Genomic DNA, 13,037 nt, shown 5'->3' with positions numbered 1-13,037 from the left:
TTCTGGGCATTCATCGGGAATGTCAGAGTGTTTGTCATGAGCAGTGTGCTTTACCTTCGTGCGGTTAGCCCGGTTATATAACCTGTCTGGCCGCGACGAAAAGGGGGCGCGCGAATGCAAGGAGGTGAAAGGTGAAGAAATTACGCACAATTGGCTTCGATGCGGATGATACGCTTTGGCATAATGAGCGGTTTTTCAATTTGACCCAACAACGATTCGCAGAGCTTTTGCGTGACTACGTAGAGGCGGATCACCTCGATGCCCGCCTTCTTGAGGCTGAGCGGCGAAACATTGGTCACTATGGCTTTGGGGTCAAAGGATTTACCTTGTCGATGATTGAAACCGCAATTGAAGTCACGAAAGGCAAGGTGCCGGCCTCTGTGATTTCGCAACTCTTGGATGCCGGGCGTGATATGCTGGATCATCCGATGGAGATTCTACCTCATGCGCGTGAAGCGGTTGAGGCCGTGTCGCAAAGTCATCATCTGGTGCTGATCACCAAGGGTGATCTTTTGCACCAGGAACGCAAACTGGCGCAATCCGGGTTGGGCGAGTTGTTTGACGCCGTCGAAATCGTGTCTGACAAGCTTCCGGCAACCTATGAACGGATATTTGGAAGAATGGACGGCGGGGTTTCAGCGGCGATGATGATCGGCAATTCGATGAAGTCCGATGTTCGACCTGCGATTGAGGCCGGAAGCTGGGGGGTGTTCGTTCCGCATGATCTTGGATGGGATTTGGAACATGCCGAACCGCCCAAATCATCACGGTATCACGCGTTGCAGGACCTGTCGGAATTGTCGGCTTTGGTTGCCAAATTGCAGTGATAGAATCCCTGCCACAATTTAGCCTTAATTTGCCACAATTGCGCCTTAATGGCCGGTCTAGGGGCACGATGCGCCTGTACCGCAAGATGTTGAAGGCGGGGTTAACATAAAGTTACGAAAAATCAATGGATTGCAGGCTTTTCTGAATGTGATTTTCATGCTAAAGTCAGAGACATAACAATAATAGCCCACCGAAAAATCGGGGGCGACGAGGCAGTAAAAGGCAGAGATCGTGACGGGACGTCGCAGGCAATCGGGCCGTATGGGCCTGTACATATTCACATTTATTTGGTTGGCGCTATTGGTGCCGCTCAGCGCTATGGCTGCCCCTTACGCAGCTTTGGTGATGGACGCGCGCTCTGGCAAAGTCTTGCATGCGCGCAATGCGGATACACGGCTGCACCCGGCATCCTTGACCAAAATGATGACACTCTACATCGCCTTTGAGGCGGTGCAGAACGGCGAAATCAGCATGGACACGCTGGTCAAAATCTCATCTCATGCGGCGTCGGAGCCTCCGTCGAAACTCGGGTTGCGAGCGGGGCAAAAAATCAAACTGCGCTACTTGGTGCGGGCTGCCGCGGTGAAATCGGCCAACGATGCGGCAACTGCGATTGGCGAAGCCATCGAGGGATCGGAGGCGGCCTTTGCCCGTCGGATGAACCGCACCGCAAAGGCGCTGGGCATGACGCGAACATCCTTTCGCAATGCGCATGGTCTGACCGAAAACGGGCATTTGTCCACTGCGCGCGACATGTCGATCCTTGGTCGGCACGTTATCTATGATTACCCCATGTATTATAACCTGTTTTCGCGCAAAACCGCTGATGCGGGTGTGCGGCAGGTTGCCCATACTAACCGCCGATTGCTCAGCAGTTATCGCGGCGCGGATGGTATCAAAACTGGGTACACCCGTGCTGCGGGATTTAACCTTGTTGCATCGGCAGAACGTGGTCGTGAACGTGTGATTGCCACCGTGTTCGGTGGGCGATCAACTGCCACGCGGAACGCCAAAGTCGCTGAATTGCTGGATCTTGGGTTCAAGCGCGCGCCGACGCGTGTGTCGTTCCGTGCCCCACGCAAGCCGCCCTATAGAGGGTCCGGCAAAAAGCAGACCGTGGTCGCTGAAGCGCCTGCGCCTGTTGCGAAACCCGATCAAGGCGCAAAGTCAGTTCGCGTTGCATCTGCTGCGGTCACCCGAAGCCTGCGTCCGCAAGCGCGGCGCGTTCAGGTTCCTGATACGACGCTCATGGTGGCTGGTGTGCAAGACGACATCGAAAACATGCTCAAACAAGTTCAGAATGTTGCGACCGCTGCTCCCACCCAAACGGGAGTGGCCCCGGCTGCATCTGTCAAACCGATGGTTCGTCCCGCCAATGTCGCAGTGGCCGCAGCCGCTCCGCGTGACGTCGCCACGCCATCGCGAAAAGCCGAAGTCGTTACGCGTCTGTCCACGTCTGGTGGTCGACATTGGGGCATCAATATTGGCCGATATCCAAGCCGGTTTGCTGCCGAAAAAGTCTTGCTGAAGACCGCTTTGACGGAAACCGCCACTTTGGACGGATCGTTGCGCAAGGTTATCAAAGGCAAACGTGGTTTTGACGCGAACTTCATGGGCTTATCCCGTGACACGGCGGAGCTTGCATGCAAACGCCTTCAGGCTCGTCAGGTCACGTGCTTTATGATCGGCCCAGGTTGATCATCAGATCGGTTATCAGCGGATCAACGACTATCCGTCAAAATACGTTCGATCAGGGATAGGATAAATTCGGTCCGTCCTTGGTCGGGAACCAGTTCGACCACCAGTTTGCGGGCCTCTTCGCTTTTGCTGATGTTGTGTTGCTTCAAGTTTGAAAAGACGCTGATCATTTCGTTGGTCGGGCATTGTCCAGTTCGATAGTCCCATACGGATTGCGAGCTTTCCCCGCGGACCTGCAAGCCACAGCGCTGTTCGGGTGACGCATCTTGCCAGAACAAGGTCGCCATATCCGCGAGGGCAGAGCTGTCGTTGGAAAAATAGTTGTGGGCCAACATATCTTCGCCCATGGCCGTCATATCAATGCTATCAAGCCCATCTGCCGACAGCAAAAGATCACCGCCCAGCCCAGCCCGAGGCGACGCGCCGTGCAATTTATGAGACGAGACCAAAGCCCAATCCGTTGAGGAGGCGTACAATGTCATACGTTTCGCTAAAGGCTTGAAAACGCGCGCCATTGCCCCGAAAAGATCGGTGTCGACATCGGGGGCCGCAAACATGACCTGTCCAAAGATCGGCGCATCTTGAGGTTTTGCCCCCCGTTTGAGCGCCATTATTTCCAATGCATCGGTCAACGCGCGTGACCCCATGGAATGGGCCAAAACGTGAATAGTTTGCGCACCTGATTGCTGGACAAGATCCTCCAAGAAAACAGCGAGACGTCGTCCCGAAAGGCGCACAACGGCGGCATCTGCGAAATAACCGGCCGTGCGATTGCGCGATGGCCAGGAGAACAGGACGGGGACAGCCGCATTTCCCATATCAAATGTTATCTGCGCAGCGCGCTGGGCGGCATATTCAAAGCTGTGGTTGAAACCGTGAATGTAAACAAAAAGGTCGCGTTTCGAAGTGTCCGCAAATTCGCCCTGCAAACGGCCAAAGAAGGATGTGACGTCCACCGGTTCGACAGACTTTAACAATATATGTTTGGTCGGCGAGGGGCCAAATTCCAGACGCCAGACAGACGGTCGTTCAACCGTTCCTGCGATGTGAGATTCTGGAATGGTGACGGTGGCGACACCCAATTCCAGATGAGTGTTGCGCTCGCTGCCATAGAACTGAGTTGGAGCGGGGTCACCTGTGCGGGCACGATCGGTAGCGTAATATACATCCACGACGCGAAACCCGGTTTTGGGGTCTTGCGTGCGTGCTTCAAAGGTGGGGGCCGTCAGAGCTTCGCGCGCCGCGGCCGCCATATCTGCGGCCTTCGGGTCATTATCCAAAGAGGCGAGACGCTCAAGATGTTCGTAAAGGCCAAGCAGGGTTTCGTCTTCGAGACCGGTTTCCTGCTCTGCGGCAATCGCCGCTTCGATCACACTTCGCGCCCGCCCCAAGGCACGCTCTTGCTCATACAGGGCAGCGGCTTTTTTGAAGTCAGGCACGGGGTCCTGTCGCAAATGGCTGCGGGAAAAGGCGCGGGTTCGCGCAACAGACGCCCAAGCATCACCAGCCGCCATCGTTTGGCCAAGCTGTTCGAGCAACTCGGCACGCAATTGTAACAAGTCTAACAGAATCCGAATGTCGGGCGGCGTTCCGACAACCCGTGGGTCACGCAGGGCCACATCGGTTTCTCGCAGGGCGTTCAGTGGGTCAACTTGCGCCAGCCGATCAATATTCACCACACGCGAAATGTCCTGTGCAACAACGGGTTGGCCAGACAAGGCAAGAGCCAGACCAAATGTCGCAATCAAGAACCACAAGCGCGTTTGCATGGCCAATCCCATCCTTGAACCCATCTCTAGAAAGTCATTCACGCGTGATTTTCACCGCAGTCCGGTCCGATGACAAGGGGGGGGATGCCCTACCTTGTGGCCTCATTTGGATGGTGTGGTCGCGGCGGTTTGCAAAAGCTGCAGGTAGAGCCGCCGGTATGTAGAGCCGCCGGTATAAATGACAAACCCCCGAAAGCCAGGGCCTTCGGGGGTCGTCTAACTTTTACAGTGTAAACAAGAACTGCTTACATCATGCCTTCGCGTTGAGCCTTTTTACGAGCCAACTTGCGGGCACGGCGGATGGCCTCGGCCTTCTCGCGCGCTTTTTTCTCGGAGGGTTTCTCGAAATGTTGACGAAGCTTCATTTCGCGGAACACGCCTTCGCGCTGCAGCTTTTTCTTCAGAGCGCGGAGCGCCTGATCGACATTGTTGTCACGAACACTGACCTGCATGTGGTTTTCACCACCTTTCTAAGTTTGTGTTGCAAGGATTTGCAGGAACCCGGCCTATAGCAAGCAGCTTAATATTTGTCTAGTCTTACCGCGATTGCCCAAGGAACCTGTGACATGACAGACCAAATCACTGCCAACCCGATTGATGCTTTGCTGGATGCTGCGCTCATCCATGTGCCGTTTGACGGCTGGAACGAGGAGACGTTTGTCGCAGCGATTCGAGACAGCGGTCTAGATGCGACAGTGGCACGGGGGCTGTGCCCTCGGGGGGCTCTCGACCTTGCTATACTGTATCATCAGCGTGGTGATGACGCGATGGTTGCGCGTATGGAGCAGGCAGGATTTGACAATATGCGCATTCGCGACAAAGTCACCTTCGCCGTGCGCGCTCGTATCGAGGCGGTGGATGATCGCGAATTGGTTCAGCGCGGGACAACCCTGTTTGCCTTGCCGCAAAATGCGGCGGATGGGGCGAAACTGATCTGGGGCACGTCGGATCGGATCTGGTCGGCCATGGGCGATTCGTCTCGCGACTTGAACTGGTATTCCAAGCGCGCGACGCTATCTGCGGTCTATTCTTCGGTGGTTTTGTACTGGTTGGGCGATCAATCCGAGGGGCATAGTGCCACATGGGAGTTTCTTGATCGCCGGATCGAGAACGTCATGCAGTTTGAGAAAACCAAAGCCGCGATGCGCAAAGCGCCAGTGATTGGTGAGGTGATGACGGGGTTGGGCAAGCTGTTTGAACAGGTCAAAGCCCCGGACCGCGGACCGCGCAATGTTCCGGGCGGACGACCGTTCTAAAACATGCGCACCACTTGCACAGGGCGGCACGGGTGATACCAACAGAGGGAGCCGAAAAGGAGCCCTGTGATGACACAAACCATGCGCGCAATTGAGATCACCGAACATGGTGGACCCGAGGTTTTGAAGCCTTGCGACCGGCCAATGCCCGAAGCCGCTGCCGGGCACGTTGTGATCAAAGTGGCCTATGCCGGGGTGAACCGCCCGGATGCCCTACAACGAGCCGGCATGTATAATCCGCCCGCAGGTGCGTCTGATTTGCCGGGGCTAGAGGCATCGGGTGAAGTTGTTGCGGTTGGAAGCGGTGTCGCGTGGCCCGCAGTTGGGGATCAGGTGTGTGCCTTGTTGCCGGGCGGCGGATATGCCGAATACGTTGCAACACCAGCGGCGCATTGTTTGCCAGTGCCGAAAGGGCTGGGATTGAAAGAGGCGGCTTGCCTTCCGGAAACGTTTTTTACTGTCTTTTCCAATGTGTTTCAGCGCGGCGGTTTGAAGGCGGGAGAGCGGTTTTTGATCCACGGTGGATCAAGCGGGATCGGGACAACCGCGATCCAGCTGGCCTCGCAATTTGGCGCGCGGGTTTTTGTGACTGCGGGATCGGATGAGAAATGTCAGGCCTGTTTGGCGTTGGGGGCCGAACGGGCGATCAACTACCGCGACGAGGATTTTGTTGAGGTTCTCCGCGCGGAAGGCGGGGCGGATCTTATTCTGGATATGGTCGGCGGGCCGTATTTGCCGCTCAATGTCAAAGCTTTGGCGGATGATGGCCGTTTGGTGCAAATCGCGTTTTTACAAGGCCCGAAGGTGGAGCTGAATTTTGCACAAGTGATGACACGACGGCTGACGATTACGGGAAGCACGTTGCGGCCACAAAGCGATCTGGCAAAGGCCCGGATTGCGGAGGCATTGCGTGAACAGGTTTGGCCGATGCTGGACGCAGGGAAAGTGGCACCTGTGATGGATTCAGAGTTTCCATTTGAGGACGCCTCCAAAGCCCATGCGCGGATGGAAAGCTCTGGGCATATTGGCAAGATCGTTTTGAAGATCAGCTAGGACAAACGGCCCCTGGCGTTTATCGCGAGGGGCCGCTGTTACATTATGCGCTACCGCGCGCTTTTGATGATGCAAGCCTGTCGGCACCGCGATTCATCCAAAGCTTTGTATGCCTTTAGGCTTTCCAGTCAAAGAAACCGGGGCCTGCCTGAGCCATAAGATCCTTGGCCAGTTTGCGGCCAAGCTCTGGTCCGTCAAAGGCTTTGCCGCTGATTTCGCCCGCATAGGACTTGCTTCCATCTGGACGCAAGATTTCGCCGCGCAGCCGCATTGTGCCACCGTCGAGTTCGGCCAAAGCTGCGATGGGTGTTTCGCAGGAGCCATCCAACTCTGCCAAAAACGCACGTTCCGCCGCGAGACGGATGCCCGTATCGGTGTCGTGTATTTTGGCCAGCATCAGTTCCATGCGGGTGTCATCGCTGCGGCGTTCGATACCGATCGCGCCTTGGGCCACCGCAGGCAGCATGTCGTTGGGTTCGATGGCCGAGCGTGGAACGTCGGTCATGGACATACGGTTAAGACCAGCCATAGCGAGGAAAGTCGCAACAGCCACACCCTCATTCAGCTTTTTAAGACGGGTTTGGACATTTCCGCGAAATTCGACAACCTCAAGATCGGGTCGGCGGGCCAACAGCTGGGCACGGCGGCGCAGAGACGAGGTGCCAACAACCGCTCCTTGGGGCAGGTCGTTCAGGCTATCATGCGCTGGGCAAATGAACGCGTCGCGGGTGTCTTCGCGCGGCAAATAGGTGTTGAGGATCAGGCCATCGGGCTGTTGAGTCGGCATGTCCTTCATCGAATGCACGGCGATGTCGATGTCGCCATTTAGCATGGCATCTTCGATTTCTTTGGTGAACAGGCCCTTGTTACCGATTTCCTTAAGCGGGCGATCCGCGTCAATCAAGCTGCGATCATCGCCAGTGGTTTTGATCACCACGATTTCGAACGCATCCTCAGGCAGATCAAACGCCGCCATCAAACGAGACCGGGTTTCATGGGCCTGAGCCAGCGCCAGCGGGGAACCGCGGGTGCCGATTTTGAGCGGGGCATCTGCTGTGGGCTTGTGTGTCATGGCGCAAGCTTTAGCGCTGCAGGGGCGGGGTGACAATGGGCTGCGCTTGACATCCTGTCTCAGGCGCGGGACGAGAGGGCAAAGAGGAAGGGTGCCCCATGACCAAAACCATTTTGCGTGCGCTTGCCGGAGAGACATTGCCAACACCGCCGATCTGGATGATGCGGCAGGCGGGGCGCTATCTGCCGGAGTACAAAGCGACCCGCGCGCAGGCAGGGGATTTCCTGTCGCTGTGCTATAATTCCGAACTCGCGGCTGAGGTGACACTCCAGCCCATCCGCCGTTACGGTTTTGATGCGGCGATCTTGTTTGCCGACATTCTGTTGTTGCCTCAAGCGCTTGGTATGGACCTTTGGTTCGTCACTGGCGAAGGTCCCCGTTTGTCGACCATCGGTTCGGACGCGGATTTTGACAAGCTGGGGCGTGGTGAGATGATCCACGACACGCTCAACCCGATCTATGAGACTGTGCGGCTTTTGCGTAAAGAGCTTCCTGAGGAGACGACTCTGATCGGTTTTGCGGGCGCACCCTGGACGGTGGCCACCTATATGATTGCGGGGAAAGGCACCAAGGATCAAGGGCCAGCCCATGCTCTTAAAGAGGAGAACCGGGCGCTGTTTGAGAAAGTCATCGACCGTTTGACTGAATCGACCATCGATTACCTGACTGAGCAGGTGAAGGCCGGGGCCGAGGTTGTGAAGCTCTTTGACAGTTGGGCTGGGTCGCTGAAAGGCGATGACTTTGATCGTTATGCCAAAGAACCGGCGCGTATCATCACCGGAGAGCTCAAATCACGTTTTCCCGACCTTCCGGTCATCGCGTTTCCACGTCAGGCGGGTGATAAATACATCGGGTTCCATGAGGCAACAGGTGCCGATTGTGTGGCTCTTGATGACAGTGTGACGGCTGAATGGGCCGCGAAACATGTGCAAACCAGCGGCTGTGTCCAAGGCAACCTCGCCAGCAGTCACATGGTGACGGGTGGGCAAACTCTGGTTGATGAGACCAAGCGTATTGTCAAAGCTCTGTCAGGTGGGCCGCATATCTTTAACTTGGGTCACGGCATTACACCGGATGCGGATCCTGAGAATGTGCAGCTCATGATCGACGCAGTTCGCGGCAAGGTCTAAGCGATCCGGCTGGCGCTGCAAAATTCCTATACGGATTTTGGGGCCAGACGCGTGGTTGCGTTCTAACGACGCCCCCATCGTCCGCGACGCCCGGGCTGGGGGCGGTTTTTGAACTGTTCGCGCAGGAAAACGAACAGGCCGGCCGCGATGATCAGCGCACAGCCTAGCCACATCGCCGCATCCGGCCATTCGCCAAACGCCAACCAGCCCCAGAAGAGAGCCAACGGCAGGCCGATATATTCAAACGGGGCGATGGTTGCCGCATTGGCCGATCGGTAAGCGGCGCTGAGGCAATAGCCGATGCCCCCGGAGCACAACCCGAGACCCAAGAACACTGGTACATCTTGGGCCTCAGGCCAGCGCCAGGCGCGCAGCAAAAACGTCACGCTTTCATTGTCTACACCTTCTGCAAACCTTCCATCGCCAGCGATCAGGAAGAAGCCGCTGGATACGATCAGAAATGTCGATTGAATGTAGACAGCTAAGGCGGACGCTGGGGTTGAGACACCCAACTTGCGGGTCAAAACTTGGGTGAATGCATACAGAAAGGCCGCGATGACCGGCAAGAAGAGCACCCACCGTGAGACCGTTCCTTCGTCGCTCCAAGGTTGTTGAACGATAATGACGCCAATCAATCCGACGACCACAGCGCCCAAGCGAAGTGGTCCGACCGGCTCCCCCAATAAGGGGATCGACAAGAGCGTGATGAACAAAGGCGCGACAAAAAACAGCGCTGTGGCCTGGCCCAATGGCATAACGGCAACGGCGGCATAGAATGTCATGTTGGCGAACACGATCAAGATCCCGCGTAAGGCATGAATGCCGGGGGTCGATGTACGCAACATCTTGACCCCGCCTTCGAGATACAAAAACACTAGGGAAAACATCAGCCCCACAAAGGAACGCACCCAAATGGTTTGATGCAGCGGATAGCCTCCGGACAGCATCTTGACCAATAGGTCATTAACGGAAATTGCCGCGACACCCATCAAGATGAACATAATCCCCATCGCGGGGCGGTTGAGTTTTTCGGATGTCATACCGCAGCCCTATCTGGGCAAAATCGCGCGGTCCAGTCTGTTTGCGACATACGGGGTATTTGAATGCATGGGTGATGTGCAAGATTGAACAATTGCGTTTGCGGGGATCACAACTAGTTTACGGCGAGCGCAAACGGGGGACCGAGAATGGCGATGGTGAATATCCGCGAGTTGCGGAAAGTGTATGAGGGTGGCTTTGAAGCGCTTAAAGGGGTGTCGCTTGATATTGAGGAAGGCGAGATTTTGGCTCTGCTCGGCCCGAACGGTGCCGGTAAGACGACCCTGATTTCGGCGGTCTGTGGAATTACGTTGCCGACAGACGGGACGATTACAGTCGGCGGCAACGATGTCGTCAAGAACTTCCGCGAAGCGCGAAACCTGATCGGATTGGTTCCACAAGAGATCAATCTTGAGCCTTTTGAAAAGGTTCTGAATTCGGTTCGGTTTTCACGGGGATTGTTTGGCAAGCCGCGTGACGATGCCTTTGTCGAGCAGGTGTTGCGCAAACTGTCCCTTTGGGACAAACGCGATGCCAAGGTGATGGAACTGTCCGGGGGTATGAAGCGCCGGGTGCTGATTGCAAAAGCGCTCAGCCATGAACCGCGGGTGCTCTTTCTTGATGAGCCAACTGCAGGTGTTGACGTCGAATTGCGCCGCGACATGTGGGAAACGGTCCAAGAGCTCAAACGCGATGGCGTCACGATCATTCTGACCACGCATTATATCGAAGAGGCTGAGGCCATTGCCGACCGCATTGGCGTCATCAATGGCGGCGAAATTCTCTTGGTCGAGGAAAAAGAGGCTCTTTTGGCGCGTATGGGCCAAAAAGAACTACGGGTTGAGATCACTGAGGCGTTGGATGCCGTGCCCGAGGCGTTGGCTCAATATGATCTAAAACTGGCGGATGAGGGGCGCACCCTGATTTATACCTTTGATGCAAAAGCAGATCGCACCGGGATTGGTCGCTTGATGGCGGCTCTGCCTGATGCGGGGCTCAAGGTTTGCGATGTGAATACGGTTCAAAGCTCGCTTGAGGATATTTTTGTCGGTCTGGTCCACGGCCAAGAGGAGGGCGTCGCATGAACTGGCAAGCCGTTGTATCAATCTACCGCTTTGAAATGGCGCGGTTCTTTCGCACCTTGGCACAAAGTTTCATTTCGCCGGTTATCTCGACGTCGCTTTATTTCGTCGTGTTCGGCACGGCGATTGGGTCGCGGATCGACCAGGTCGAAGGGGTCAGTTACGGGGCCTTTATCGTACCGGGCCTGATTATGCTGTCCGTGATGACCCAAGCGCTCTCTAATGCGTCTTTTGGAATCTATTTTCCGAAATTCATCGGCACAATTTTTGAACTCCTCTCCGCGCCGGTGAATTTTCTGGAAATTGTCCTTGGTTATGTGGGAGCCGCAGCGACCAAAGCGATGTTCATTGGCGTTGTGATCCTCGCGACTTCGGCCTTGTTTGTTGATCTGCAAATCGCGCATCCGGTGGCGATGATCTTGTTTATGATTCTGACCTGTATCAGCTTTTCGCTGTTCGGTTTTATCATTGGGATTTGGGCCAAGAACTTTGAACAGTTGCAGCTGATCCCACTACTGGTTGTGACGCCGTTGGTCTTTTTGGGCGGGGCATTTTACTCGATCTCGATGCTGCCGCCGGCGTGGCAGGTCATTACCAAATTCAACCCGGTGGTCTATCTGATCTCTGGCTTTCGCTGGTCTTTCTTTGGCGTCGCAGATGTTCCAATCGCAACGAGCCTTTTGGCCATTGGTGGCTTTACCGCGTTGTGCCTTGGGGCGATTTGGTGGATCTTCAAAACCGGCTGGCGCATTCGCCAATAACCAAAAGGAAACAGGAGCGGAAAGGCCTCACCGCCCCGCTCCTGTCCCGCAAGCCGCGTTGTTTTGCCAAACCCACGCTGCTCGTGCCCTGTGATTGCCCTCTCATTTAAGGCCGTTGATTTGCGCCTGTCTTGGCTATTTATCGACCTCAGCCAGAATACGATGATCTTAGATCGGGGCCGCTTCCCGACGCCCGCCCATGGCCACATCCGTGACCATGCCACCGATCCACATACAAAAGAGCGCAAGCCAAGCCGTTCCGGCAAAAATCGAGCCACCGCTGACACCGGCACCGATTGCACAGCCGCCAGCAAGCATGCCGCCAAACCCCATCATCACAGCACCGATCATCGCGCGGCGCATCGGACCTGCCCCTTCAAAGGCCTGAAACTGAAATTCTTTGGCCAGGATTGCCGAGAGGAAAGAACCCACAACCACTCCGGGCACAAGGCCGATGTCGAATTCTAGTATCGAATTGCGATCAAGAAAGAACATCAACGTGTTGGCAGAGGGTCCGGTAAACGTCAGGCTTTCGATCTGCACAGGGTCAAAGGCGACTTGCGACAGGGCATATGTCAGACCGTATCCAACAGCAGCAGCGAACCCGACACCCGAGGCGAATACCAGTCGCGAAAAACCAATTTTGTTGCGACGCGAAAGCTCTAACGCCAACAAAGCGGTCAGCAATCCCAGGATGAGGCCCGCTTCTTTGGGCAAATGGGCGCTGGCTATGAGATCCATGTTGCGTCCGCCCGATGTCACCCATAGGGATGCGATTGAATCACGTATTGGGGCGAGCCATCCGGTCAGGCTCATCTGGGCGACGACGGCAAAGATCAGGCCCGACACGATGGATCGCATGTTGCCAGTTGCGGCCAAAACCAAAAGCCGCCCCGAACATCCGCGCGCCAACACCATGCCAGCACCAAAAATCAATCCACCGACGACTGCACCTGACCAGCTTCCGGGAACGGCCATCATGCGCGCTTCACCGGTATCAATCAGGCCCAATAACTGCGCCCCTTGAACCCAGACAACGGCGGTCGAGAACGTCAAAAGCCAGACCGCGACCTTGTCTTCCATCCGGCCACGGGCGAATTCCACAGTTGCCGCGCGCAGGCAAAACCGTGACCGCTGGGCCGCCACACCGAAAATGATGCCGGTTATCAAGCCAAAGAGCGCTGCCGTCGGGCTTTCTCCGATGTTTTCCACCAAGGGAACAAGGTCCATGCGTCGCTCCTTATCTGACTTTGACGAAAAGTGCCGTGAGGGGGCGGTAGATGCCTTGACCTATGTCATACGCATGCGCATTTTATTATTTGTTTTTGTTGAATGTGTGTAGGTACGCCT

At 55.8% G+C, this 13,037-nt stretch carries 12 protein-coding genes; 7 read left to right on the top strand and 5 right to left on the bottom strand.

Translation table 11 applies throughout. The annotated features are described in order from the left end of the window. Positions 1 to 131: 131 nt before the first annotated feature. Positions 132 to 827, top strand: coding sequence for an HAD family hydrolase (locus ACRBB0_RS10625; RefSeq protein ID WP_431374407.1), 696 nt, complete (start codon positions 132 to 134; stop codon positions 825 to 827). A 262-nt stretch (positions 828 to 1,089) separates the two neighbouring features. Beyond that, positions 1,090 to 2,526 (top strand): D-alanyl-D-alanine carboxypeptidase family protein, encoded by a 1,437-nt coding sequence (locus ACRBB0_RS10620; RefSeq protein WP_431374503.1) that lies wholly within the window; start codon positions 1,090 to 1,092, stop codon positions 2,524 to 2,526. Positions 2,527 to 2,549: 23 nt separating this feature from the next. Here the strand turns inward: ACRBB0_RS10620 and ACRBB0_RS10615 are convergent, their stop codons facing one another. Together ACRBB0_RS10615 and rpsU are read right to left on the bottom strand one after the other, a co-directional pair. Then, positions 2,550 to 4,295 carry an alpha/beta hydrolase gene (locus ACRBB0_RS10615; RefSeq protein ID WP_431374406.1) on the bottom strand — a complete coding sequence of 582 codons (1,746 nt, stop codon included), beginning with the start codon at positions 4,293 to 4,295 and terminating at the stop codon, positions 2,550 to 2,552. Positions 4,296 to 4,540: 245 nt separating this feature from the next. After that, the gene (rpsU, locus tag ACRBB0_RS10610) at positions 4,541 to 4,747 is read right to left on the bottom strand and encodes a 30S ribosomal protein S21 (RefSeq protein WP_049641104.1); all 207 of its coding nucleotides are present in this window, start codon (positions 4,745 to 4,747) and stop codon (positions 4,541 to 4,543) included. 114 nt (positions 4,748 to 4,861) lie between these two features. On the opposite strand from rpsU, the gene ACRBB0_RS10605 reads away from it, so the two are divergent. Together ACRBB0_RS10605 and ACRBB0_RS10600 are read left to right on the top strand one after the other, a co-directional pair. After that, entirely contained in the window at positions 4,862 to 5,551 is a 690-nt protein-coding gene (locus ACRBB0_RS10605) for a COQ9 family protein (RefSeq protein ID WP_431374405.1), read from the top strand. A 69-nt stretch (positions 5,552 to 5,620) separates the two neighbouring features. Continuing rightward, entirely contained in the window at positions 5,621 to 6,604 is a 984-nt protein-coding gene (locus ACRBB0_RS10600; RefSeq protein WP_431374404.1) for an NAD(P)H-quinone oxidoreductase, read from the top strand. A 115-nt stretch (positions 6,605 to 6,719) separates the two neighbouring features. On the opposite strand, the gene hemC is transcribed toward ACRBB0_RS10600, so the two are convergent. Next, positions 6,720 to 7,676 (bottom strand): hydroxymethylbilane synthase, encoded by a 957-nt coding sequence (gene hemC, locus ACRBB0_RS10595; RefSeq protein WP_431374403.1) that lies wholly within the window; start codon positions 7,674 to 7,676, stop codon positions 6,720 to 6,722. Positions 7,677 to 7,774: 98 nt separating this feature from the next. Here hemC and hemE point away from each other — a divergent pair, with 98 nt between their 5' ends. After that, positions 7,775 to 8,806, top strand: coding sequence for a uroporphyrinogen decarboxylase (gene hemE, locus ACRBB0_RS10590; protein ID WP_431374402.1), 1,032 nt, complete (start codon positions 7,775 to 7,777; stop codon positions 8,804 to 8,806). 62 nt (positions 8,807 to 8,868) lie between these two features. Here the strand turns inward: hemE and ACRBB0_RS10585 are convergent, their stop codons facing one another. Continuing rightward, positions 8,869 to 9,846 (bottom strand): DMT family transporter, encoded by a 978-nt coding sequence (locus ACRBB0_RS10585; protein WP_431374401.1) that lies wholly within the window; start codon positions 9,844 to 9,846, stop codon positions 8,869 to 8,871. Positions 9,847 to 9,993: 147 nt separating this feature from the next. Between ACRBB0_RS10585 and ACRBB0_RS10580 the strand changes: the two genes are divergently transcribed. Both ACRBB0_RS10580 and ACRBB0_RS10575 read left to right on the top strand, forming a co-directional pair. Beyond that, entirely contained in the window at positions 9,994 to 10,929 is a 936-nt protein-coding gene (locus ACRBB0_RS10580) for an ABC transporter ATP-binding protein (RefSeq protein WP_431374400.1), read from the top strand. Next, complete coding sequence (locus ACRBB0_RS10575) at positions 10,926 to 11,687, top strand: ABC transporter permease (protein WP_431374399.1); 762 nt, start codon at positions 10,926 to 10,928, stop codon at positions 11,685 to 11,687. Before ACRBB0_RS10580 ends, ACRBB0_RS10575 begins: the two co-directional genes overlap by 4 nt. A gap of 168 nt (positions 11,688 to 11,855) precedes the next feature. On the opposite strand, the gene ACRBB0_RS10570 is transcribed toward ACRBB0_RS10575, so the two are convergent. Continuing rightward, the gene (locus tag ACRBB0_RS10570; RefSeq protein WP_431374398.1) at positions 11,856 to 12,917 is read right to left on the bottom strand and encodes a YeeE/YedE family protein; all 1,062 of its coding nucleotides are present in this window, start codon (positions 12,915 to 12,917) and stop codon (positions 11,856 to 11,858) included. Positions 12,918 to 13,037: the final 120 nt, after the last annotated feature.

This window comes from Pelagimonas sp. (assembly GCF_050633425.1).
Classification (GTDB): Bacteria; Pseudomonadota; Alphaproteobacteria; order Rhodobacterales; family Rhodobacteraceae; genus Pelagimonas.
This window is presented reverse-complemented; position numbering and strand designations above follow the sequence as displayed.

Coding starts and splice junctions, on each gene's coding strand:
- ACRBB0_RS10620 (WP_431374503.1), top strand. CDS start 1,090: ATGGGCCTGTACATATTCACATTTATTTGGTTGGCGCTATTGGTGCCG.
- ACRBB0_RS10615 (WP_431374406.1), bottom strand. CDS start 4,295: ATGCAAACGCGCTTGTGGTTCTTGATTGCGACATTTGGTCTGGCTCTT.
- rpsU (WP_049641104.1), bottom strand. CDS start 4,747: ATGCAGGTCAGTGTTCGTGACAACAATGTCGATCAGGCGCTCCGCGCT.
- ACRBB0_RS10605 (WP_431374405.1), top strand. CDS start 4,862: ATGACAGACCAAATCACTGCCAACCCGATTGATGCTTTGCTGGATGCT.
- ACRBB0_RS10600 (WP_431374404.1), top strand. CDS start 5,621: ATGACACAAACCATGCGCGCAATTGAGATCACCGAACATGGTGGACCC.
- hemC (WP_431374403.1), bottom strand. CDS start 7,676: ATGACACACAAGCCCACAGCAGATGCCCCGCTCAAAATCGGCACCCGC.
- hemE (WP_431374402.1), top strand. CDS start 7,775: ATGACCAAAACCATTTTGCGTGCGCTTGCCGGAGAGACATTGCCAACA.
- ACRBB0_RS10585 (WP_431374401.1), bottom strand. CDS start 9,846: ATGACATCCGAAAAACTCAACCGCCCCGCGATGGGGATTATGTTCATC.
- ACRBB0_RS10580 (WP_431374400.1), top strand. CDS start 9,994: ATGGCGATGGTGAATATCCGCGAGTTGCGGAAAGTGTATGAGGGTGGC.
- ACRBB0_RS10575 (WP_431374399.1), top strand. CDS start 10,926: ATGAACTGGCAAGCCGTTGTATCAATCTACCGCTTTGAAATGGCGCGG.
- ACRBB0_RS10570 (WP_431374398.1), bottom strand. CDS start 12,917: ATGGACCTTGTTCCCTTGGTGGAAAACATCGGAGAAAGCCCGACGGCA.